17 protein-coding genes, 1 tRNA gene and 1 pseudogene are annotated in these 21,477 nt (G+C 70.6%); 9 read left to right on the top strand and 10 right to left on the bottom strand.

The annotated features are described in order from the left end of the window. The first annotated feature begins 26 nt into the window (after positions 1-26). Positions 27-1,937, top strand: a complete 1,911-nt coding sequence (locus AB0D49_RS36875) for a pentapeptide repeat-containing protein (protein ID WP_362766890.1) — start codon at positions 27-29, stop codon at positions 1,935-1,937. 155 nt (positions 1,938-2,092) lie between these two features. Here the strand turns inward: AB0D49_RS36875 and AB0D49_RS36870 are convergent. Then, positions 2,093-2,167: transfer RNA gene (locus AB0D49_RS36870), tRNA-Val, on the bottom strand. A 211-nt stretch (positions 2,168-2,378) separates the two neighbouring features. Here AB0D49_RS36870 and AB0D49_RS36865 point away from each other — a divergent pair. From AB0D49_RS36865 to AB0D49_RS36845, 5 genes are all read left to right on the top strand, one after another. After that, positions 2,379-3,245, top strand: a complete 867-nt coding sequence (locus AB0D49_RS36865; RefSeq protein ID WP_362766887.1) for a DUF4097 family beta strand repeat-containing protein — start codon at positions 2,379-2,381, stop codon at positions 3,243-3,245. Positions 3,246-3,318: 73 nt separating this feature from the next. Continuing rightward, positions 3,319-4,713, top strand: coding sequence for a hypothetical protein (locus tag AB0D49_RS36860; RefSeq protein ID WP_362766884.1), 1,395 nt, complete (start codon positions 3,319-3,321; stop codon positions 4,711-4,713). A gap of 113 nt (positions 4,714-4,826) precedes the next feature. Then, positions 4,827-5,399 carry a DUF4383 domain-containing protein gene (locus AB0D49_RS36855; protein ID WP_362766881.1) on the top strand — a complete coding sequence of 191 codons (573 nt, stop codon included), beginning with the start codon at positions 4,827-4,829 and terminating at the stop codon, positions 5,397-5,399. 9 nt (positions 5,400-5,408) lie between these two features. Beyond that, positions 5,409-5,627 carry a zinc ribbon domain-containing protein gene (locus AB0D49_RS36850; protein ID WP_362766878.1) on the top strand — a complete coding sequence of 73 codons (219 nt, stop codon included), beginning with the start codon at positions 5,409-5,411 and terminating at the stop codon, positions 5,625-5,627. Positions 5,628-5,697: 70 nt separating this feature from the next. After that, on the top strand, positions 5,698-6,477 hold the full coding sequence (locus AB0D49_RS36845; protein ID WP_362766875.1) for a DedA family protein: 780 nt from the start codon (positions 5,698-5,700) through the stop codon (positions 6,475-6,477). An 18-nt stretch (positions 6,478-6,495) separates the two neighbouring features. Here AB0D49_RS36845 and AB0D49_RS36840 read toward each other — a convergent pair whose 3' ends face one another. The 3 genes from AB0D49_RS36840 to AB0D49_RS36830 all read right to left on the bottom strand — a co-directional run bounded on the left by AB0D49_RS36840 (position 6,496) and on the right by AB0D49_RS36830 (position 11,670). Further along, positions 6,496-7,308 (bottom strand): HAD family hydrolase, encoded by an 813-nt coding sequence (locus tag AB0D49_RS36840; RefSeq protein ID WP_362766873.1) that lies wholly within the window; start codon positions 7,306-7,308, stop codon positions 6,496-6,498. Next, complete coding sequence (locus AB0D49_RS36835) at positions 7,308-9,722, bottom strand: phosphoribosyltransferase (protein ID WP_362767020.1); 2,415 nt, start codon at positions 9,720-9,722, stop codon at positions 7,308-7,310. Before AB0D49_RS36835 ends, AB0D49_RS36840 begins: the two co-directional genes overlap by 1 nt. Before the next feature lie 775 nt (positions 9,723-10,497). Further along, positions 10,498-11,670, bottom strand: a complete 1,173-nt coding sequence (locus tag AB0D49_RS36830) for an HpcH/HpaI aldolase/citrate lyase family protein (protein WP_362766870.1) — start codon at positions 11,668-11,670, stop codon at positions 10,498-10,500. A gap of 208 nt (positions 11,671-11,878) precedes the next feature. Between AB0D49_RS36830 and AB0D49_RS36825 the strand changes: the two genes are divergently transcribed. Further along, entirely contained in the window at positions 11,879-12,589 is a 711-nt protein-coding gene (locus AB0D49_RS36825; RefSeq protein WP_362766868.1) for a TerD family protein, read from the top strand. Positions 12,590-12,731: 142 nt separating this feature from the next. On the opposite strand, the gene AB0D49_RS36820 is transcribed toward AB0D49_RS36825, so the two are convergent. The 6 genes from AB0D49_RS36820 to AB0D49_RS36795 form a co-directional block, all read right to left on the bottom strand. Continuing rightward, positions 12,732-13,469, bottom strand: a complete 738-nt coding sequence (locus AB0D49_RS36820; protein ID WP_362766865.1) for a Tellurium resistance — start codon at positions 13,467-13,469, stop codon at positions 12,732-12,734. A gap of 160 nt (positions 13,470-13,629) precedes the next feature. After that, the gene (locus AB0D49_RS36815) at positions 13,630-14,766 is read right to left on the bottom strand and encodes a DUF475 domain-containing protein (protein ID WP_362766862.1); all 1,137 of its coding nucleotides are present in this window, start codon (positions 14,764-14,766) and stop codon (positions 13,630-13,632) included. Positions 14,767-14,824: 58 nt separating this feature from the next. Further along, complete coding sequence (locus AB0D49_RS36810) at positions 14,825-15,400, bottom strand: TerD family protein (RefSeq protein ID WP_362766860.1); 576 nt, start codon at positions 15,398-15,400, stop codon at positions 14,825-14,827. 105 nt (positions 15,401-15,505) lie between these two features. Then, entirely contained in the window at positions 15,506-16,081 is a 576-nt protein-coding gene (locus tag AB0D49_RS36805; RefSeq protein ID WP_362766857.1) for a TerD family protein, read from the bottom strand. Between the two features lie 113 nt (positions 16,082-16,194). Further along, complete coding sequence (locus AB0D49_RS36800) at positions 16,195-16,653, bottom strand: peroxiredoxin (protein WP_362766854.1); 459 nt, start codon at positions 16,651-16,653, stop codon at positions 16,195-16,197. A 134-nt stretch (positions 16,654-16,787) separates the two neighbouring features. After that, complete coding sequence (locus AB0D49_RS36795) at positions 16,788-17,225, bottom strand: DUF3052 domain-containing protein (RefSeq protein WP_362766851.1); 438 nt, start codon at positions 17,223-17,225, stop codon at positions 16,788-16,790. 431 nt (positions 17,226-17,656) lie between these two features. On the opposite strand from AB0D49_RS36795, the gene aceE reads away from it, so the two are divergent. Next, positions 17,657-20,404, top strand: coding sequence for a pyruvate dehydrogenase (acetyl-transferring), homodimeric type (gene aceE / locus AB0D49_RS36790; protein ID WP_362766848.1), 2,748 nt, complete (start codon positions 17,657-17,659; stop codon positions 20,402-20,404). Between the two features lie 90 nt (positions 20,405-20,494). Then, a pseudogene (locus AB0D49_RS36785) lies at positions 20,495-21,229 on the top strand (ion channel); the annotation flags it as partial. Between the last annotated feature and the right edge of the window lie 248 nt (positions 21,230-21,477).

Below are 21,477 nucleotides of genomic sequence, written 5' to 3'. Positions count from 1 at the left end.
GGGGACGACACCATCGTCCTCAAGGTATGCCGCCACGGACCTCCGCACCGTCCGCCGCCCCGCCCCTCTGGCCGCACTGCGGGCACGGCGCCGGTCCGCACGACCCGGTCGGGTGCCGCGGCATCCACCTCCCCGGCAGTACCGTCTGCCTCGCGCACGCGACCGCGGGCGAGCGGCGGACCTACCTGGCCGGTCTGACTCCTGGTGCGGCGGTCGACCACAGCGGTACCCCCTTCACCGAGGACCTGCTCCACAGCCTCCTCGCCCCCCTGCGCGACAGCGCCACGGGGAAGGTCCACCTCGGCCGCGCTTCGTTCGAGTCGGCGGTCTTCGAGGGCCCCGCGTCGTTCACGTCGGCGGTCTTCGAGGGACACGCCTCTTTCGACGGGGCAACCTTCAAGAACCGCGTCGACTTCAATGATTCCGCCGTCAAGGGATCGATTTCCTTCAATTCGACGGTCTTCGAGGCGGAGGCCGATTTCTACGTCGTGACATTCGACGACCTGGCATCCTTCCGTGCGACCACCTTTTACGATTCCGTATCGTTCGCGAAGTCGGTCTTCAGGGACGACAGCGATTTCAGCGGGGCCCGGTTCGAGGTCGGCGGCAAGTTCGGATGGGTGACCTTCATGGGCACCGCCTACTTCCGGGCCGCGACCTTCGGAGGAGAACCCAGGTTCGAGCGGACCACATTCGAGGATGACGCCTGGTTCGCGGAAGCAGTCTTCGAGGGCACCGCCACGTTCAAACGGAGCACCTTCCAAGGCAGCGTCAGCTTCGAATCAGCGACATTCAAGACGGACGCCTGCTTCCTTTTGTCGACCTTTCAAGACACCGTCACCATCGGCCCCCTGACATGCGTCGGCCGCGTCGTACTCTCCGAATCGACCTTCAACGGTCCAGCAACCCTGCGGCTCGCCGCGATACGGGTGGAATGCCACCGAACCCGCTGGGCGTCGACCGCCGAAATCCGCTTACGCTACGCCACGGTCGATCTCGCGGGGGCCGTCTTCGAATACCCGCTCACCATCGCGTCGGAGCCGACGCCCTTCGTCGGATCCGACGGGCGACCCGCCGATGAGGAGGCCCTGGCGGCTGCGCCCCGTTCCGATGTCCGGCTCGCGTCGCTGCGCGGTGTGGACGCGGCCCACCTCGTCCTCGCGGATGTCGACCTCTCGGGCTGTCTGTTCACCGGAGCCGTGCATCTCGACCAGCTACGTCTGGAAGGCACCTGCACGTTCGCCGCCGCGCCGCACGACCTGTACTGGAGACACTGGTCCCCCGCGTGGTTCGCTCCCCGCGGCACGCTGGCGGAGGAGCATCACTGGCGGGCGGGTCAGCCGGCGGCCGTCCGGGAGTGGAATCCGGCGGTGTTCGGCGCCGCTCATGTCGGTCCGGCGCAATTGGCACCGGTGTACCGGGCGTTGCGCAAGGCGCACGAGGACGCGAAGAACGAGCCGGGGGCCGCGGACTTCTACTACGGCGAGATGGAGATGCGGCGCCACGACAGGGCTCGCTCATCGCGTGCGGAGCGGAGCCTGTTGCACGGCTACTGGCTCCTCTCCGGATACGGTCTGCGCGCCTCCCGGGCACTGGGCTGGCTGGCCGTCTCCGCTTTCCTCACGATTCTCCTGCTGATGGGCTTCGGCATTCCCCAGCACGCTCCCCGGGAGGAGGCGACGGGTACCGCTCCGCCCACCGGAGGCACGGTCCGGCTGGAGATCAGCAGACAGGACCCCCCGAATCCCACCGGCGCCCGCTTCACCGGCGAGCGTTTCGAGAGGGCCCTCAACGCCACCTTGAATTCGGTGGTGTTCCGCTCCTCGGGTCAGGAACTGACCACGGCGGGTGGATATATAGAGATGGCGTCCCGGGTCGTCGAACCGGTGCTGCTGGGTCTCGCGATCCTCGCCATGCGCAATCGGATCAGACGGTGAACGCGATGAAGGCAATGAAGGCGATGAACGCGGTGAACGCGGTGACGGCGGTGACGGCGGTGCGCTGATCGCCTCCGGGAAGTCGGTCTCCCTCTCGACCAGACACGAAGGCCCCTCACCGATCTCGGTGAGGGGCCTTCGTGTCTGGTTCGACCTGGTGGGCGCGGACGGTTTCGAACCGCCGACATCCTGCTTGTAAGGCAGGCGCTCTACCCCTGAGCTACGCACCCAGGACGAGTCGACAGCCTACATGGCCCCCGGCGGTGCCCGGCAATCCCGTTTCGGCCCCGCCGGGGCCCCGACCGGGGGATACCCCCACCTTCGATCCGGGAGCGGGCCGGATGCCCGCGCGGCGGCGGAGTCCCTACGGTCGAGGTGGCGTCGGGGACAGGCCCTCGGCAGCGGGCGTCCCGGCCCGGAGCAGCAGGGGGAGAGATCTGTATGACTCGTTCCGTTTCCAGCCGTACGACGGTGGGGCGCACGGCCGCCGGGCGCAGCGGGCTGGTGCGTACGGCCGTCGCGGTCGCCGCCGTCGTCGTCGCGGCGGCGGGTCTCACCGCGTGCGCGTCGGCCGCCGACGACCCGGACCCCGAGCAGCGGTCCTTCGCGCTCACCGGCCGCACCCTCACCGTCGACTCCGACGACTCGGGGCTGGAGATCGTCGCGAGCCCGGAGACGAAGCCGGGGTCCATCGAGGTCACCCGCTGGTTCGACGGCTCGGTCATGATCGGCGAGGAGCCCAAGGTCACCTGGTCCATGAAGGACGACCGGCTCACCCTGCGGACGCACTGCTCCGGCTTCGGCGCCGACTGCTCCGCCCGGCACAAGGTCGAGGTCCCCCGGGGCGTCGCCGTCAAGGTCGAGGACGGCGACGGCGCCGTCCGGGCCAGCGGCTTCGAGGACCCCCTCGACATCCGCACCGGCGACGGCGATGTCCGGGTCTCGGACACCAGCGGCGCGCTCACCGTGCGCACCGGCGACGGACGGGTCCGTATCACCGACTCCACCGGCCCCGCCGAGCTGCGCACCGGCGACGGCGACATCGATGCCGAGCTGGACTCCCGCCAGGTCACCACCCGCACCGGCGACGGCAGTGTCCGGCTGACGCTCGGGGTCGTCCCCGACCGGGTCGAGACCCGCTCCGGCGACGGCAATGTCACCGTCACCCTGCCCCGCGCCGGATACCGGGTGACCACCGAGACCGGCGACGGCGGCGTCGACGTGTCCGTCCCCCGCGACGACTCCAGCGCCCATGTGATCACCGTCCGCACCGGCGACGGCAAAGTGACCCTGCGCACCGCGAACTAACCGGCCCGTGTGTTCGTCCTTAACCGGTGGGAGAATGAACCGGGCAGGGCGGACGACAGCACGGGAGAGGGATGTGACGGCGACACCGACTCAGCCGTATTCGCCGTTGGCCGCACGCCCCGATCCGCCCCGCGCCGGGCGCCTGGCGTTGCGTGACGCCCTCACCCTGGTCTCCCTGCCGCTGATCGCGGCGCTGGCGCTGCCCGCCTCCTTCGCGGGCGGCGGCACCCGGCGCTGGTTCGGCGGCCGGGCCGAGAGCCAGCGCGCCGAGGCCCAGGCGGCGAAGGACGACGCCGCCGCCGCGTTCTACGAACTCGACACCGCCCAGCGCGATCTGCGGATCTCGATCGAGACCATCGCCGCCGTCGACGACTCCCCCGCCGCCCGGCGGGCCGCCGCCGACTTCGAGGCGCTCGGCCATCGCATCGACGAGGCCAGCCACCAGTACATCGGCGCGGTCGACGCCCATGACCTCGACCGCGACGACCTGGAGGCGTCCGCCGCGAGCCGGGCCCGTACGGAGCTGACCCGGGCCAAGGACGAACTGACCCGCGTCAAGCGCGACCTCGACCGGTTCGCCGACGGTCTCGGGCCGCTGCTCGGCAAGGCCGAGACCCAGCTCGCCCGGCTCGCCCCCGCCGTGGAGCGCGCCCGGCAGTCCCTGCTCGCCGCCTCCCAGGCGCTGGACGCCGCGCGCGCTGCGGGACTGCGCGCCGACGACCTCGCCGCCCGGCTCGCCGCCCTCGCCCCCGAGCTGACCAAGCTCAACCAGGGCGCCGGGCAGCACGGTGTGCCGCAGACCCTGGAGCGGGCCGAGCGGGTGGCCCGGGAGGCCGGGGCGATCGGCGCGGAGGCCGGGCGGCTGCCCGAGCGGGCCGCCGAGATCGACCACCGTCTGGTCTCCCTGCGCACCCGCGCCCAGGCCCTGACCACCCGCGCCGGACAGGTCGAGCCCGTGCTGAGCGAGTTGCGGCGCCGGTTCACCGCCGCCTGCTGGCAGGACCTCCAGCGGGTCCCCGACCTCGCCGAGGACAATGTCCGCCAGGCCGAGCAGAAGCTCAGGGAGGCGCAGACCGCCCGGGACGCCCAGCGCTGGCCGGACGCCACCGCGCTGCTCTCCACCGTCCGCGCCCTGCTGAACACCACCGACGAGGCCGTCTCCGCCGCCGGGGACCGGCTGCGGCGGCTCAACGCCGTGCAGAAGGACCCGCAGGCCGAGATCGAACGCACCCGGTTCGCGATCCGGGACGCCCAGCGGCTGGCCATGGCGGGCCGCCACACCCCGGACCCGCGCCACGCCCGCCCGCTGGACGACGCCGTGGCCCGGCTGGAGCGGGCGATCACCACGCTGGAGGGCCGCCACCCCGACTACTGGCACTTCCTCACCGAGACGGAGGCGGTCCGGCAGAGCGTGACCCGGGTGGTCTCCCAGATCCGCGAGGAGCGCGGCGCGGGCTCCGGCCCCTGAGCAGCCCGACTCTCGCCCGTTGCCGTTGCCGTTGCCGTTGCCCCCGCCGCGTGCCGGGCGGATGCTGGGGAGGAGAGCACGTACGGCCTCCCCAGCGCTCAAGGAGGCGGGCCATGGCCACACAGGCGCTCCACCCGGGAACCCGGCGGCGTATCCGGCTCGACGAGCATCTCCCCGTCGACCACCGTCTGAGCACGGTGTACCGCGTCGGCGCGGGGCTCATGGGGCTGGCGCTGCTGGCCTTCGGCATCCTCGGGCTGACCCACCACATCGGCTTCTTCGACACCGGCGGCGACCAGGTTCTCGGGCTGAATTCCAACGGCGCCCTGAGCGTGCTGTCCATCTGCGTCGGGCTGCTGCTCTTCGTCGGCATGGTGATCGGCGGCAACTTCGCCTCCACCCTGAACATGACCCTGGGCGTCCTGTTCATCCTGAACGGCTTCCTGAACCTGGGGCTCCTCCAGACCGACTACAACTTCCTCGCCTTCAAGATCCAGAACGTGCTGTTCAGCTTCGTGGTCGGGCTGCTCCTGATGACCTTCGGCATGTACGGGCGGGTGGGCTCCGCGCTGCCGCACGACAATCCGTACTGGCGGGCGCGCCATCCCGAGCACGCCGCCGCCGAGTCCGCCGCCCAGGAGGAACGGACCCGCGCACCCGCCCCGCCGCCAGGGGACGCCAGTTAGTCTGGGGCCATGCCTCGCTACGAGTACCGCTGCCGTACCTGCGGCGACACCTTCGAACTGAGCCGCCCGATGGCCCGCTCCGCCGACCCGGCCGCCTGTCCGTCCGGCCATGACGACACGGTGAAGCTGCTGTCCACGGTGTCCGTCGGCGGCACCGCCGCCGCGGGTCCGGCCCCCAGCGCGGGGGGCGGTGGCGGAGGCTGCTGCGGCGGGGGCTGTTGCGGCTGACCCCTGAGGGCCGGGCCGCCCGCCCGTCGCCCTCAGGTTTCTTCAGCTTCGGATTTCTACTGTGATGGGTATGACAGCCATCGCAGCGCACAGCGCGGCGCAGACGACGGTCATGGCCGCGGAGGCCGGCGCCGCGCCCCAGTGGATCACTGACCTCATGGACGCCCTCGGGGCGCCGGGGGCGGGCCTTCTCGTGGCCCTGGAGAACCTGTTCCCGCCGCTGCCCAGCGAGGTGATCCTGCCGCTGGCCGGTTTCGCCGCCAGCACGGGCCAGATGAACCTGTACGCGGCCCTGCTGTGGACCACGGTGGGCTCGGTGGTCGGGGCGCTCGCGCTGTACGGCGTCGGGGCGCTGCTGGGCCGGGACCGTACCGTCGCGCTGGCCGGGCGGCTGCCGCTGGTGAGGGTGTCGGACATCGAGCGGACCGAGGCGTGGTTCGCCCGGCACGGCACGAAGGCCGTGTTCTTCGGGCGGATGATCCCCGTCTTTCGCAGTCTGATCTCGGTCCCGGCCGGGGTGGAGCGGATGCCGCTGCCGGTGTTCCTGGGGCTGACGACGCTGGGCAGCGCGATCTGGAACACCGTGTTCGTGCTCGCGGGCTATCTGCTGGGCGAGAACTGGGCCGAGGTGACCACGGTCGTCTCCACGTACTCGAAGGTGGTGCTGGCCGCCGCCGTGCTCGCGGTGGTGGGCTTCGCCGTGCTGCGGCTGATGCGCCCGGGGCGCGGCACCCGGCGCAGGAGCGGCGGGCGCGGGACGCGCGGCCGGGACCCGGACAGACGGGACGCGGAGTGCCCGGCGGGGGTGCCGGTGTCCGCGGGACCGGTGCTGTCCCGCGAGCGGCCTTAGCGCCCCCGCCGGGCCCGGCTACGGGTGCTCGTCGGCCGTCCGCAGGAACTCGCGCAGGATGCGCTCCCCGGCCAGCACTCCCCGTTCCGGCAGGGCGTCGACGGTGGGCGCGGTCCAGCCGCTGTCGGCCAGCTCGCCGTGGCCGGGGCGCCAGCCGTGGTCGGCGGCGAGCAGCAGATCGGCGTCGAGCAGGGAGTCCCCGGCGGCCAGGACGAGGTCGGCGCCGGTGCGGCGGGCGATCTCACGTACGGCGGCGCTCTTGGTCAGCGGCTTGGGGACGGCGTAGATCTTGCGGCCCTGGAGGGAGACGGTCCAGCCGCGGTTCTCGGCCCAGACGGCGAGTTCCTTCACCCAGTCCTCGGGCAGCAGGTCGCGTTCTACGACGAGATAGGCGAAAAGGTCGTCGGCGACCCGGTGCTTGCGGACCCAGGCGGGGTCGGCGGAGGTCTCCAGATGGGCGCGGACCTCGGAGAGCGGGGCGCACTCGGCGGCGAGCCGGGCCATGACCCCGCTGTGCCAGGCGGCGTCGGGGACGCCGTCGACGAGGAGATGGCCGCCGTTGGCACAGACCGCGAACCGGGGGGCGGGACCGGGGAGGTTGATCCGCTCGTACTGCTTGCGGGTGCGGGTGGTGGTCGGGACGAAGACCGCGTGGTCGGCGAGGTCGGTGAGGAGCCCGGCGGCGGTCTCGGTCAGATAGGACAGCGGCTTGCTCTCATGGACCTCGACGCACAGCAGCCGGGGCGCGCGGGCGTCCGGCATCGTCAGGGCGAGAGCGGCGGACGAATAGATGAGGGTTCGGTCGAGGTCGCTCGCCACGAGCACCGGCATCAGAGCGTTACCGCCTTTCCGTCGGCGCCGGTCGCGCCGCGTGTGTACTGGGGATGGATGAGGCCCACACAGGTGTAGGGCAGGCCGGTGACCTCCTCGACGGGGACCCCGCGCTGCTCGGCGAGCAGCCGGACGTGGTCGAGGTCGGGTCCCGCGCCGACGCGGGCGAGGATCTTCCACGGCACCCGGCGCAGCAGCACCCGGGTGGTCTCGCCGACACCGGGTTTGACCAGGTTGACGTCGTGGATGCCGTACTCCTCGCTGATCCGTTCGACGGCGGCCCAGCCCTCCCAGGTGGGGGTGCGGTCGCCGGACAGCAGGTCCTTGACGGCGGCGTCCACCGGGTCGGTGAGGTCGGGGAAGCGGGCGGTGATGGTGTCGAGGAAGACGTTGGAGAGGTCGGCTCCGGCGAGTTCGCGGTAGAACTTCGCGCCGTGGAAGTCGTCGGGTCCGACCAGGTCGGCGCGGAGCACCGTACGGGATATCAGGCCGGAGACGGTGGAGTTGAGGCAGGCGGAGGGGATGAGGAAGTCCTCGCGGGTGCCGTAGGTGCGCACACAGGAGCCGGGGTCGGCAAGTACGGCGATCTCCGGGTCGAAGCCGCTGACCCCATGGTCCTGCTCGAACTGGCGTACGGCGGCGGTGAGTTCGCGGGTGATGGCGCCCTTGCCGGTCCAGCCGTCGACGAAGACCACGTCGGCGGGGTCGTGCCGGTCGGCGAGCCAGCGCAGGGCGTTGGCGTCGATACCGCGGCCCCGGACGATGGAGACGGCGTAGTGCGGCAGGTCGAGGCCGTGGCGGTGCTGCGCCCAGCGGCGCATCAGGACGCCGACGGGGGTTCCGGCGCGGGCCAGCGAGACCAGCACCGGGCGCGGGGAGCGCTCGGCGAGCACGGTCTCGGTGACGACCCCGACGGCCTGCGCGATCCGGGTGGCGGAGGTGTCCAGGGCGGAGTGGAAGAGCCGCTGGTAGGCGTCGCTGGGCTGGTACTCCACCGGCAGCGACTCCGCGTAGTGGGCGCCGCCGCTCTGGATGGCCTCCTCACGCTCCTCGGTGGGGGCCTCCAGGGTGACGTCGGAGAGGTCCTGGAGCAGCCAGCCCACCTCGTCGGGGGCGTAGGAGGAGAAGGCGGGGCCGCGGAGGGGCTCGGGCAACATGCTGGATCTGGCTCCGGGAAGGGCGGGCACGTACAGGGGCTCGGGGACATGGCTGGGCACGACCGCGAGCAGGACGTGCGGGGTGTGGTCGGCGAGCCGGGCGAGCAGGCCGTCGGGGGCGTGCAGGGCCGGGGTGTCGGCGGTGGAGTCGACGACGGAGATCACGGCGTCGAAGCCCGCCCCGGCCACGTTGTAGGCGTAGCGGTCGCCGGGGCCGTCGGCGGGGTCGTCGTGGGCCGGGAAGACGAGGCGGCTGCGGATGGCGTAGCCGGGGTCGTCCACGGCGAGGACGGGTGAGCGGGTGGTGGTGGAGAAGCGGAGGTCGGTGCCGGGGAGCAGCTGTTCGAGTTCCCGGGCGAGCCGCAGCGGGGCGTAGATCAGCTCTTCGGTGCCGAGGACCAGGACGCGCCGGGCGTCCGGGGGCAGGGCTTCGGCGAGCCGGGCGCCCATGGCGGGCAGGGCGGCCTCCAGACGGCGGCGGTGGGCCGGGGTGAAGCCATGCCGCCCGCCGTCGGGGAGTCCCGCGGGCCAGTGCAGCTCGACCCGGGCGAGGCTGCCGGGGCGCGGCGCGGGGGCCGGGACGGGGGCCGGGGCTGGGGCGCCCTCGTGGCGGGCGACGAGGGCCCGGCCGCGCTCCAGTACGCCGTCGGGCAGCTCGACCGTGCCACGGGCGGCGGCGACCAGGTCGACGCGGGCGCCGATCTCCCGCGCGAACTCGGTGAGCCGGTGCTGGTCGGCCGGGGAGCGCAGATCCACCAGGGCGACGACGACATAGCGGTCGCGGGGGTAGCGCTCGTGCAGGGAGCGGATGGTGTTGAGGACGGTGTTGCCGGTGGAGAACTCGTCGTCGACGAGGACCAGCGGTCCGTCACCGGCCAGCAGCGCCTGGTCCTCGGGGAGCAGCAGATGCGAGGTGGCGTGGGAGTGGGACTCCTCGAAGCCCCCGGCGGGGGCGACACCGGGCACCGGGCGGCGGGTGGAGTGCAGACAGGGCGCGGTGCCGAGGCCGTCGGCGACGGAGTGGCCGAGTCCGGTGGCGGTCTCGGCGTAGCCGAGGACCACGGCGGCGGCGCTGAGGTCGTCGCCGAGCAGGGCGCGGACCCGGCGGCCGAGGGCGAGGCCGTACCCGTGGACCACGGCCGGCGACTGCGGGACATGCTTGCCGAGCACATTGGAGACGAGCAGATGGGCGCGCTTCGGGTTACGCCGCAGCGCCAGCCCGAGCAGCCGCGGAAGCTGCTCGTCACCACGCAGCACGACCCCGAGCCGCTGGGCGACCCAGGTACCGGACCAGACGGCGGGGGCGGTGGCGGAGGCGGCGGGGAGGGGCGGGGCGGCGACGGGGGCGGGGTCTGCCGGGTTGCGGTCGCCGGGGGTGGGGTCCGCCGGGGCGCCACCGGGCGTGCGGTCCACCGGGCGGCCGACGCCGGGGGCAGGGCCCGCCAGACCGGCGCCAGAGGTGCCGTCCGCCGGGCCAGCACCGGGCGTACCGTCCACCGGACGGCCGACGCCGGAGGTGCCCTCCACCCGGCCGCCACCGGACCTGTGCCCCGCCGAACCGTCACCGGAGGCACGGTCCGCCGAGTGGCCCACGCCGGAGACAGGACCCGCCAGACCGGCGCCAGAGGTGCCGTCCGCCGGGCCAGCACCGGGCGTACCGTCCGCCGCACGGCCGACGCTGGAAGTGCCCTCCACCCGGCCGCCACCAGACCTGTGCCCCGCCGAACCGCCACCAGAGGCACGGTCCGCCGAGTGACCCACGCCAGAGGCAGGGCCCGCCAGACCGGCGCCAGAGGTGCCGTCCACCGGGCCGTCACCGGACGTACCGTCCGCCGGACGGCCGTCACCGGAGCCGTGCTCCACCGGGCCGTCACCGGACGTACCGTCCGCCAGGCGGCGGCCCTCACCGGACCCGGCCGCGCGCTGGCGTGCCGCCGGGTGGGGGCCGTCGGGGTGGGGTGGCGGGGCCGGGGTGTCGTGCCCGCTGTTCGGTGCCGTGTTCATGCGTCCCTTGGGAGATAGACGGGGCCGGTCAGGTGGGTATGCCGGCGGCCAGCAGTTCGACGAAGCCGATGTCCTCGTTGGCGACTCCGAACGCCTCGGCGCGCAGCAGGGTGCGCTCGGCCCAGGCGCGGTGCGGCTTCACCTCGTTCATCTTGTTGGTGTAGGCGGAGCGCATGACTCCGCCGCCGCCGCGCTCGGGGCGCAGGATGTCCTGGGCGTCGCTGTACTCCTCGTGGCTGACCACGGACAGCGCGTGCACGGGCAGGACGTGCGAGGGGTGGATGCAGGTCTTGCCGAGCAGGCCGTTGGCCTGGTCGAGGGCGATCTCGCGCAGCAGCCCGTCCATGGCGTGCTCGATGAGGGCGGCGCGGAGTTCGTCGGCCTGGCCTTCGAGGAAGGGACTGCGCCGCAGCTGGGGCTTGAACATACGTTCCTGCACCCGGAAGTACTCCCACACCGGGCCGGTGACGGTGAAGCCGGTGCCGTCGGCGCGGCCCAGCATGTTCACCACGTCGGCGATCACGGAGGCGACGACCTGGACGTCGTAGGCGGTCATGTCGGGGCCGCGGCGCAGTCCGTAGGAGGAGCAGAAGTCGGTGACGCCGAGGCGGAGCGCGAGGACCCGGTCGCGGTACTTGTCGACCGCGCGGAAGATGCCCTCCAGGGTCTCGACGCGGGTCTCCCGGTAGAGCAGCTCGGGCGACTCCAGGACCGGCATCGCGAAGAGCCGGCGCCCGCTGGCCGCCTCGGCACCGGCGAGGGCCTCCAGGAAGGGGATACCGCGCTCCTCGGTGAACTTCGGCAGTACGAATCCGGACAGCACCGCGGCGGCCGGACCGAGCCGCCGGACCAGGTCGGGGATCTGGCCGGGGGTGCGGACCCGGATGAAGAGCAGCGGCGGGTCACCGGCGCGGGGGTCGTCCCCGGCCAGGGTCCGGAGCTGGCGTACGAGGTTCTCCTCGGCGTCCTTGACGTCCGCGTCGTCGATCGAGTCCTCCAGGCACAGGACCATGGAGACGACCCCGCGACCAGCCTGTTTGGCGATGTCGTCGGCGAGCCGGGGCCGGGTGGCGGGCGAGTAGAGCGTGGCACCGAGGGCCGCGGCGAGCAGCCGCGCCGGGGAGTCGGCGGTGAAACCGCTCGGCTCCCGGTAGAACAGGCGCCGCCGTACCTCAGGGGCGATTTGCCCGAAATGACGCATGAATCTCCCCCGCGGAGTCGGAATGGGCTGGTAGATCACGAACAGGTGGCCGGTAATAGTACGTAGGAGTCCATGTCTGGGGTTCCCGTCGGGCATGAATTTCAGGTAACTCGGTCATGCACTCCCCCTTCCATGGTGCATCCGCCACGGCCGTGGTCGCATCGGACCCGCATTGTCGTGATCAGGACCGAGAGGGCAGGATGACCGCATGACGCACGCCATGCAGAAGGGGTCGAACGTCCCGCTGGAAGCCACGACGGTGCGCGCCGTGCTGCGCTGGACGCCTGGGCAGGGGGTCCCGGACGTCGATGCCTCGGCACTGCTCCTCGGCCCCGACGGCCGGGTGCGCTCCGACGAGGACTTCGTCTTCTACAACCAGCCCCGGCACCCCTCCGGGAAGGTCTGGCGCCTCGGCAAGAAACGGGTCGCCGAGAGCCTCACGGACACCATCCAGACAGATCTGTCCGGTGTCGAGCCCAGTGTCGGCCGGGTTCTGCTGGTCGCATCGGCGGACGGGGTGACCTTCGCCCACGTACACTCCCTGCGCATTCTGCTGTACGACGCGGGAGCGCCGGACGCGGAGCCGGTGGCGTACTTCGATGTCAGGCCGACGACCGGCGAGGAGACCGCGCTGATCTGCGGCGAGCTGTACCGGCGGGGCGACGGCTGGAAGTTCCGCGCACTGGGCGAGGGCTACTCCAACGGCCTGCGCGGCCTGGCGACGGACTTCGGCATCTCGGTGGACGAGTCGGAGGCAGGCGTCACCCGCCACCCGGAACCATCCTTCCCCCCGGCCCAGCCGGCATACGGCTACCCCCAGCCGACAACGGCCCCGGCGACAGCCCCGTCCTACGGCTACCCCCAACCAACCCCAGACTTCCGCCTACCCCCCCAGGGCCCCCAGTTCCTCCCGCGGTAGCCCCGCTCCCCCCCTCAGGGGCGCGGGGAACCGCGCACGTCAGTTTCAGTCAGGGGCGAGTGGTCCAGTGCGGGTGCATCGTGGCTGGTCGCGCAGTTCCTCCCCCAGAGGGGGCACCCCCAGCGCCCCTGAAGACATTCGGCTACGCCTCCGTCTTCGACTTGTACCCCCGCCCCCACTGCAACCCCCACCCGTACAACCGATCCAGCTCCCCCTGAAACCCGTACACGAACTTCACCTCACGCCGCACCATCAACTCCCCCTTCACATTCTCGATCATCACCACCGCACAGGACCGAGCCTGGGGATGCCGCTCATCGAGCCCGATCTCGATCCGCGGCCCATTGCTGGGATAGAGCGTGACGATCGCATGGGTCCGGTCGAACGCCGGCGTCTGGTCATAGATGTAGACGAACACCAGCACCCGCTTGATCTCGTCCCGGTGATCCAGATTGACGTAGATCGTCTCGCCGGACGCCGACCCGAACCGGTCGTCCCCGCTGAGCTTGACGTACGGCGGCCCGTTCAGATCCCCGAGCAGACCCCCCAGCGGCTGCACCACGCCCTTGGACCCGTCCTGTAGCTCATAAAGACACCCCAGGTCGAGGTCCACGTTCACCATGCTCTGGCTGTGCCCCATGACCTCCGGCGGCTTGAGCGCCTTGAAGGGATGGCGCAGCAGACTCTCCCGCTGCGGCCCCCTGAGGTCGGAGGTCCGCATCCGCCAGTTGAGATTGATCCGCAGATTGCCGCTCGCGGCGCCCTGCTTGTTCAGCGACACCTGCGCGTACCGCTTGGTCAGCTCGATCGAGTTGGTCGCCGCGCTCCCCGAGTCGAACTCGGTGTCCCGGCCACGCCAGAACCGGTCCAGCAGACCCATCCCGCCCCCACCCCACCTCTCCCGAAGGACAACTCGTCCCGAAGGACGTCCAAGAAAAACCGTACGGGACGGCACCGGAGGCGACCTACGCCTCGCTACCGCCCCGCACAGAAGCGTTCCTCACCCGGGGAGCCGTCAACCCCCCGGGCCGCCGACCAGGTCAGACCCCGGACGACACCTCTGGCTTGTCGCCCGCCCCGGACGCCCCCTCCGCCGCGGCCAGCGCGCGGTTGCGCCGCACCGACGACCAGAACGACGCACCGATCAGCGCCACACCGATCAGACCGGTGATCAGCTCATGGATCTCGTACTGGATGGTGACCAGGAGGATGATCGCGAGCGCGCCGATCGCGTAGTGCGCCCCGTGCTCCAGGTAGACGTAGTCGTCCAGGGTGCCCTGGCGGACCAGGTACACGGTGAGCGAACGGACGTACATCGCTCCGATGCCCAGGCCCAGCGCCATCAGCACGATGTCGTTGGTGATGGCGAAGGCGCCGATCACCCCGTCGAAGGAGAAGGACGCGTCCAGGACCTCCAGGTACAGGAACATGAAGAAGGCGGCGCGGCCGGCCAGCAGGATCACCGGCTTGCCGGTGCGCTTGGCCTTCTCCTCCTCCTCGTGCTCACGCTCCTCCTCTTCCTCCAGCTTGTCCTCGAAGTAGCCGGAGAGACCGCCGACGATCATGTAGGTGATCAGACCGGCGACCCCGGAGAGCAAGACGGTCTCCGCCTTGTCCGCCGGGCCCGCGTGCAGATGCGCGTTGGTGGCGAACGTCATGGCGGTGATCAGCAGGATGATCAGGGCGACACAGACGGAGAGCATGTCGACCTTGCCGAGCTTGGCGAGCGGGCGCTCCAGCCAGGCCAGCCACTTGATCTCCCGGTCCTCGAAGATGAAGTCCAGGAAGATCATCAGCAGGAACATGCCACCGAACGCGGCGATCGCCGGGTGGGCGTCGGTGACCAGCTCCTGGTACCGGTCCTTGTCGGTGAGCGCGAGGTCCACGGCCTCGATCGGGCCCAGCTGGGCACTGATCGCGACGATGACGACAGGGAAGACCAGCCGCATACCGAACACGGCGATCAGAATGCCGATGGTGAGGAAGATGCGCTGCCAGAAGGCATTCATCTTCTTCAGAATTCCGGCATTTACCACCGCATTGTCGAAAGACAGCGAAATCTCAAGAATGGAGAGGATCGCGACAAGCCCGAACGCGGTCCACCCTCCGTAGAAGATCGCCACGACAAGGCCGGCCGCGGTGACCGCGAACGACCAGCCGAAGGTTTTCAGAACCACTGGCTACCCAATCCCTTGTGTACGGGCTGAACGGGTCTCCCCCACGCCGTACCCGGCTTTACGAAACATTGACCCCAAAGTCTAGAGCGATCCCCCGGAGCCCCGACGCGTACCCCTGGCCAACTGCACGGAACTTCCATTCGCCCTGGTAGCGATATACCTCGCCGAAGATCATGGCCGTCTCGGTGGAGGCGTCCTCGCTCAGGTCGTACCGCGCCAGTTCCTGTCCGTCGGCCTGGTTGACCACCCGGATGAAGGCGTTGCTGACCTGTCCGAAGGTCTGGCCGCGCTCATCGGCCAGATGGATGGAGACCGGGAAGACGATCTTGTCCGCGTGGGCCGGGACCTTGGCCAGATCGATCAGCAGGGACTCGTCGTCGCCGTCGCCCTCACCGGTGAGGTTGTCACCGGTGTGCTCCACCGAGCCGTCCGGGCTCTGGAGCTGGTTGTAGAAGATGAACCACTCGTCCCCCAGCACCCGCCCGCTGCTGCACACCAGCGCGCTGGCGTCCAGGTCGAAGGGGGCTCCGGTGGTGGAACGCGCGTCCCAGCCGAGCCCGACCATCACATGGGTCAGGTTCGGTGCGGCTTTGGAGAGGGAGACATTGCCCCCCTTGGCGAGCGTGACGCCCATGATGCTGATCCTCCCCTGGTCGTGCTTCTTTGGTTGTCCTGCGCGTCCGGCGCCGGGCGGAAACCGCCCGGCGCCGGACAGGTCGGCGCCCTGGCCGGGCACCGGTCAGACGTTCACCCCGAAGTCCTGCGCGATACCGCGCAGGCCCGACGCGTAGCCCTGGCCGATGGCGCGGAACTTCCACTCCGCGCCGTGCCGGTACAGCTCGCCGAAGACCATGGCCGTCTCCGTGGAGGCGTCCTCACTGAGGTCGTAGCGGGCGATCTCGGCGCCGCCGGCCTGGTTCACCACGCGGATGAACGCGTTGCGGACCTGGCCGAAGGACTGCTGGCGGTTCTCGGCGTCGTAGATGGAGACCGGGAAGACGATCTTCTCGATCTCCAGGGGGACGCCCGCCAGGTTGACCTTGATCTGCTCGTCGTCGCCCTCGCCCTCACCGGTGAGGTTGTCACCGGTGTGCTCCACCGAGCCGTCGGGGCTCTTCAGGTTGTTGAAGAAGATGAAGTGCTGGTCGTTGGCGACCTTGCCGGTGTTGTTCAGCAGCAGCGCGCTCGCGTCGAGGTCGAAGTCCGTGCCGGTCGTGGTCCGCACGTCCCAGCCCAGACCGATGATGACCGCGGTCAGGCCCGGGGCCTCCTTGGTCAGCGATACGTTGCCGCCCTTGCTGAGGCTGACTCCCACGAGTCCCTCCATTGTCTCCCGGGGCGGGAAGCCCCGTCGTGCGTCGGTAACGGATCAAACGAGTCGATCCTAGTGAGCGGTTCCCGTGGGCCGCAGGCCCTGGGTCCTAACAATCAGAGCGCGTCGAGAGCGCTCACGTACGCGTCGAGGTCGCGGGCGTCCGGCAGACCGTTGACGATCGTCCAGCGCACCACGCCCTCCTTGTCGATCACGAACGTGCCGCGCAGCGCGCAGCCCTTCGTCTCGTCGAACACTCCGTAGGCGCGGGAGGTCTCGCCGTGCGGCCAGAAGTCGCTGAGCAGCGGGTACTCCAGGCCCTCCTGCTCGGCGAAGACCCGCAGGGTGTGGATGGAGTCGTTGGAGACGGCGAGCACCTGGGTGTCGCGGTCGGCGAACCTCGGCAGGTTGTCGCGGACCTCGCACAGCTCGCCGGTGCACACCCCGGTGAAGGCGAACGGGTAGAACAGCAGGACGACGTTCTTCTCACCGCGGAAGTCGGCCAGCCGGACGGTGGCGCCGTGGTTGTCCTTCAGTTCGAATTCGGGGGCCTTGTCGCCGACCTGGATCGCCATCGGTCGTCCCTTCGGTGGAGCTGCTGGGCGGTACGGACGACCTCCACCCTACGCAGCCGGTCACCGCAACGGCCGGACGGGCCGAGCAGGGCTGCTCGGCCCGTCCGGTGGGCTGTGCGGTGCGACGCGGCCGGCTACCGCTTGGACTTCGCGGCCTTGGGGGTCGCCAGCCGCGACCCGCTCCAGTCCTTGCCGACGCTCACGCTCTTCGCGGCGGTCAGCCCCGCCGTGGTCGCGGCTTCCGAGATGTCGCTCGGCTCGACATAACCGTCCCGGCCGGTCTTCGGCGTCAGCAGCAGGATGGTGCCGCCCTCCTCGATGTACGTGGTGGCGTCCACCAGCGCATCGGTCAGGTCGCCGTCGTCGTCGCGGAACCAGAGCACCACGGCGTCGGCCACGTCGTCGTAGTCCTCGTCGACGAGTTCGCTGCCGATCGTCTCCTCCAGGGCCTCACGAAGCTCCTGGTCGACGTCGTCGTCGTAGCCGATCTCCTGGACCACCTGTCCGGGCTGGAAACCCAGCCTGGCGGCAGGGTTGGTCCGCTCCTCCGCGTGGTCCGCGGTCGCGCTCACGGGTTGCCTCCTGATCATGTCTTTGGGTATGTCTCAGCCACGCGCGTGCGCGAAGCATTGGCCGTAGTCCACACGGGCGGGGCGGATCGCGCAAGTACCCGGCGTTTCAGACCGCCGAAACGGTGACGATCCGGGCCGTGTCCCCGCAACTCCTGGCACCTCGTCCTCGGGGAACGTGGCGCACACCACACCCTTCTGCCCCGTTTGGGCGTTTGGGAACCCTCTGACCGTACGACACTCGCATGAGTCTGCCCTACCGGCGGGGGTATCGGAGTGGGCCGGTTACCTCACGGTAGAGATGACGTTTACGCCCCCGAGGTACACGATGGGGAGCGGCGCAGGCACAGCGTGGAACGGGCGCGACGGCCCCCTCGTCCCCGGTGGCGCCCACCGGGGACCGTCCCGGCACCCTCCGACAGGTAAGGAACAGCGTGGCTTCCGGACCCGATCGCAACCCGATCATCATTGGCGGCCTTCCGAGTCAGGTTCCTGACTTCGACCCCGAGGAGACCCAGGAATGGCTGGACTCCCTGGACGCCGCCATCGACGAGCGCGGCCGGGAGCGGGCCCGCTACCTCATGCTGCGGCTGATCGAACGGGCCCGTGAGAAGCGGGTCGCCGTGCCCGAGATGCGCAGCACGGACTATGTGAACACCATCGCGACCAAGGACGAGCCGTTCTTCCCCGGCAACGAGGAGATCGAGCGCAAGATCCTGAACGCGACCCGGTGGAACGCGGCGGTGATGGTCTCCCGCGCCCAGCGCCCCGGGATCGGCGTCGGCGGCCATATCGCCACCTTCGCCTCCTCCGCCTCGCTCTACGACGTGGGCTTCAACCACTTCTTCCGGGGCAAGGACGAGGGCGACGGCGGTGACCAGGTCTTCTTCCAGGGACACGCCTCGCCGGGCATCTACGCCCGCGCGTTCCTGCTGGACCGGCTGACCGAACGGCATCTGGACGGTTTCCGGCAGGAGAAGTCCAAGGCGCCCTACGGGCTGTCGTCGTATCCGCATCCGCGGCTGATGCCGGACTTCTGGGAGTTCCCGACCGTCTCCATGGGGCTCGGCCCGATCGGCGCGATCTACCAGGCGCGGATGAACCGCTATCTGCACGCCCGGGAGATCGCCGACACGTCGAAGTCGCACGTCTGGGCGTTCCTCGGGGACGGCGAGATGGACGAGCCGGAGTCGCTGGGCCAGCTCACCATCGCCGCCCGGGAGCACCTGGACAATCTGACCTTCGTGGTGAACTGCAACCTCCAGCGCCTGGACGGGCCGGTGCGGGGCAACGGCAAGGTGATCCAGGAGCTGGAGTCGGTCTTCCGGGGCGCCGGCTGGAATGTGATCAAGCTGGTCTGGGACCGCTCCTGGGACCCGCTGCTGGCCCAGGACCGCGACGGGGTGCTGGTCAACCGGATGAACACCACGCCGGACGGCCAGTTCCAGACGTACGCGACCGAGACCGGGGCGTACATCCGTGACCACTTCTTCGGGGACGACCACCGGCTGCGGGCGATGGTGCAGGGGATGTCCGACGACCAGATCCTGCATCTGGGGCGCGGTGGCCATGACCACCGGAAGATCTTCGCGGCGTTCTCGGCGGCCAAGGCGCACAGGGGCCAGCCGACGGTGATCCTGGCGAAGACGATCAAGGGCTGGACGCTGGGCCCGAACTTCGAGGGCCGCAACGCCACCCACCAGATGAAGAAGCTGACGGTCGACGACCTCAAGGGCTTCCGCGACCGGCTGCACCTGCCGATCTCCGACCGGGAGCTGGAGAGCGGTGCGCCACCGTACTACCACCCGGGCCGGGAGTCGGCGGAGATCCAGTACATGCACGACCGGCGCAGCTCGCTCGGCGGCTATGTGCCGACCCGGGTGGTCCGCTCGCAGCCGCTCACACTCCCGGACGACAAGACGTACGCGAGTGTGAAGAAGGGCTCTGGTCACCAGCAGATCGCGACGACCATGGCGTTCGTCCGACTGCTGAAGGATCTCATGCGGGACAAAGAGATCGGCCGCCGGTTCGTACTGATCGCGCCGGACGAGTACCGCACCTTCGGCATGGACTCCTTCTTCCCGAGTGCGAAGATCTACAACCCGCTCGGGCAGCAGTACGAGTCGGTCGACCGGGATCTGCTGCTCGCCTACAAGGAGTCGCCGACCGGTCAGATGCTGCACGACGGCATCTCGGAGGCGGGCTGCACGGCATCGCTGATCGCGGCGGGCTCCTCGTACGCCACCCATGGCGAGCCGCTGATCCCGGTGTACGTCTTCTACTCGATGTTCGGTTTCCAGCGGACCGGCGACCAGTTCTGGCAGATGGCCGATCAGCTGGCGCGCGGTTTCGTGCTGGGCGCGACCGCCGGACGGACGACCCTGACCGGTGAGGGGCTCCAGCACGCGGACGGCCACTCCCAGCTGCTGGCGTCCAGCAACCCGGGCTGTGTGGCGTACGACCCGGCGTTCTCGTACGAGATCGCGCACATCGTGCAGGACGGGCTGCGCCGGATGTACGGCGGGAGCGCCGAGCATCCGCACGGCGAGGACGTCTTCTACTACCTGACCGTCTACAACGAGCCGATCCAGCACCCGGCGGAGCCGGCGGACGTGGACGTGGAGGGCATCCTCAAGGGCGTGCACCGGATCAGCCCCGGCACGGCGGGCGCGGTCCCGGCGCAGATCATGGCGTCGGGCGTGGCCGTCCCGTGGGCGCTGGAGGCACAGCGCGTGCTGGCCGAGGAGTGGAACGTACGGGCCGACGTCTGGTCCGCGACCTCCTGGAACGAGCTGCGGCGCGAGGCGGTGGCCTGCGAGGAGCACAATCTGCTGCGGCCCGAGGAGGAGCAGCGGGTGCCGTGGGTGACCCGGAAGCTGAGCGGCGCGGAGGGGCCGTTCGTGGCGGTGTCCGACTGGATGCGGTCGGTGCCGGACCAGATCGCCCGCTGGGTGCCGGGGCGGTACCAGTCGCTGGGCGCGGACGGGTTCGGCTTCGCCGACACCCGGGGCGCGGCCCGCCGCTTCTTCCACATCGACGCCCAGTCGATCGTGCTCGCGGTGCTGACCGAGCTGGCGCGGGACGGCAAGGTCGACCGGTCGGCGCTGAAGCAGGCCATCGACCGCTATCAGCTGCTGGACGTGACGGCGGCGGACCCGGGCGCGGCGGGCGGCGACGCATAGCGCGGCACACCGGGTGTGCGTGAGGGCGGTGGGGAGATTCCCACCGCCCTCTGCCCATCTCCCCTTCACACTTTCCTTACGATGCCCGGCATGGACGCCATACATGAGGTGCAGCGGCAGTCGGCGCGGGCCCGCTGGGAGGAGCGCAGCCAGCGACCCCTGCTGGCCCTGGCGTTGGTGTTCGCGGTCGCCTACGCCGTCCCCATAGTCGAGGAGTCCGCGAGCCCGGAGCTGACCCGGGCGTGTCTGACCGCCGAGTGGGTGGTGTGGGGCGCCTTCGCGGTGGACTATCTGGTGCGGCTGGTGCTCAGCGAGGACCGCCGGGAGTTCGTCCGGCGGCACTGGCTGGACCTGCTGGCGGTGCTGCTGCCGCTGATCCAGCCGCTGAGGCTGCTGCGGGTCGTCTCCACACTGCTGCTGGTCGGCCGACGGGCCCGGATGGCGTCCCAGATACAGCTGACCACCTATGTGGCGGGCTCGGTGGTGGGGCTGCTGATGTTCGGCTCACTGGCCGTGCTGTCGGTGGAACGGGAGTCCCCGGACGGCAACATCAAGACGCTGGGCGACGCGGTGTGGTGGTCGTTCACCACGATGACCACCGTGGGGTACGGCGACCACGCGCCGACGACCGGGGTGGGGCGGCTGCTCGCGGTGGGGCTGATGCTGTCCGGCATCGCGCTGCTCGGTGTCGTCACCGCGAACATCGCGGCCTGGTTCATCGCCCGGTTCGACCGTGACGACGTGGTGGAACGCCGCCAGACGGAGGCGATCGTGGCGCTCACCGAGGAGGTACGGGCGCTGCGGGCGGAGGTGGCGGCGCTGTCGGCGGGGCGGGGGGAGCGGGGGCCGGGGGGCATGGGGGGCGAACAGGTGCCGGGGCCCAGAGGCGAACAGGTCCCGGGGCCTCGGGCTGAGCAGGTCTCGGCGCCGAGGGCTGAGCAGGTGCCGGGGCCGAGGGCCGAGCAGGTCTCGGGACCGAGGGCTGAGCAGGTGCCGGGGCCGAGGGCCGAGCAGGTCTCGGGACCGAGGGCTGAGCAGGTGCCGGGGCCGAGGGCCGAGCAGGTCTCGGGACG

Origin of the sequence: Streptomyces sp. NPDC048290 (assembly GCF_040652095.1) — a bacterium.
Classification (GTDB): domain Bacteria; phylum Actinomycetota; class Actinomycetes; order Streptomycetales; family Streptomycetaceae; genus Streptomyces.
Note: the sequence above shows the minus strand (reverse complement) of the source record. Positions and strands in the feature narration are given on the sequence as shown.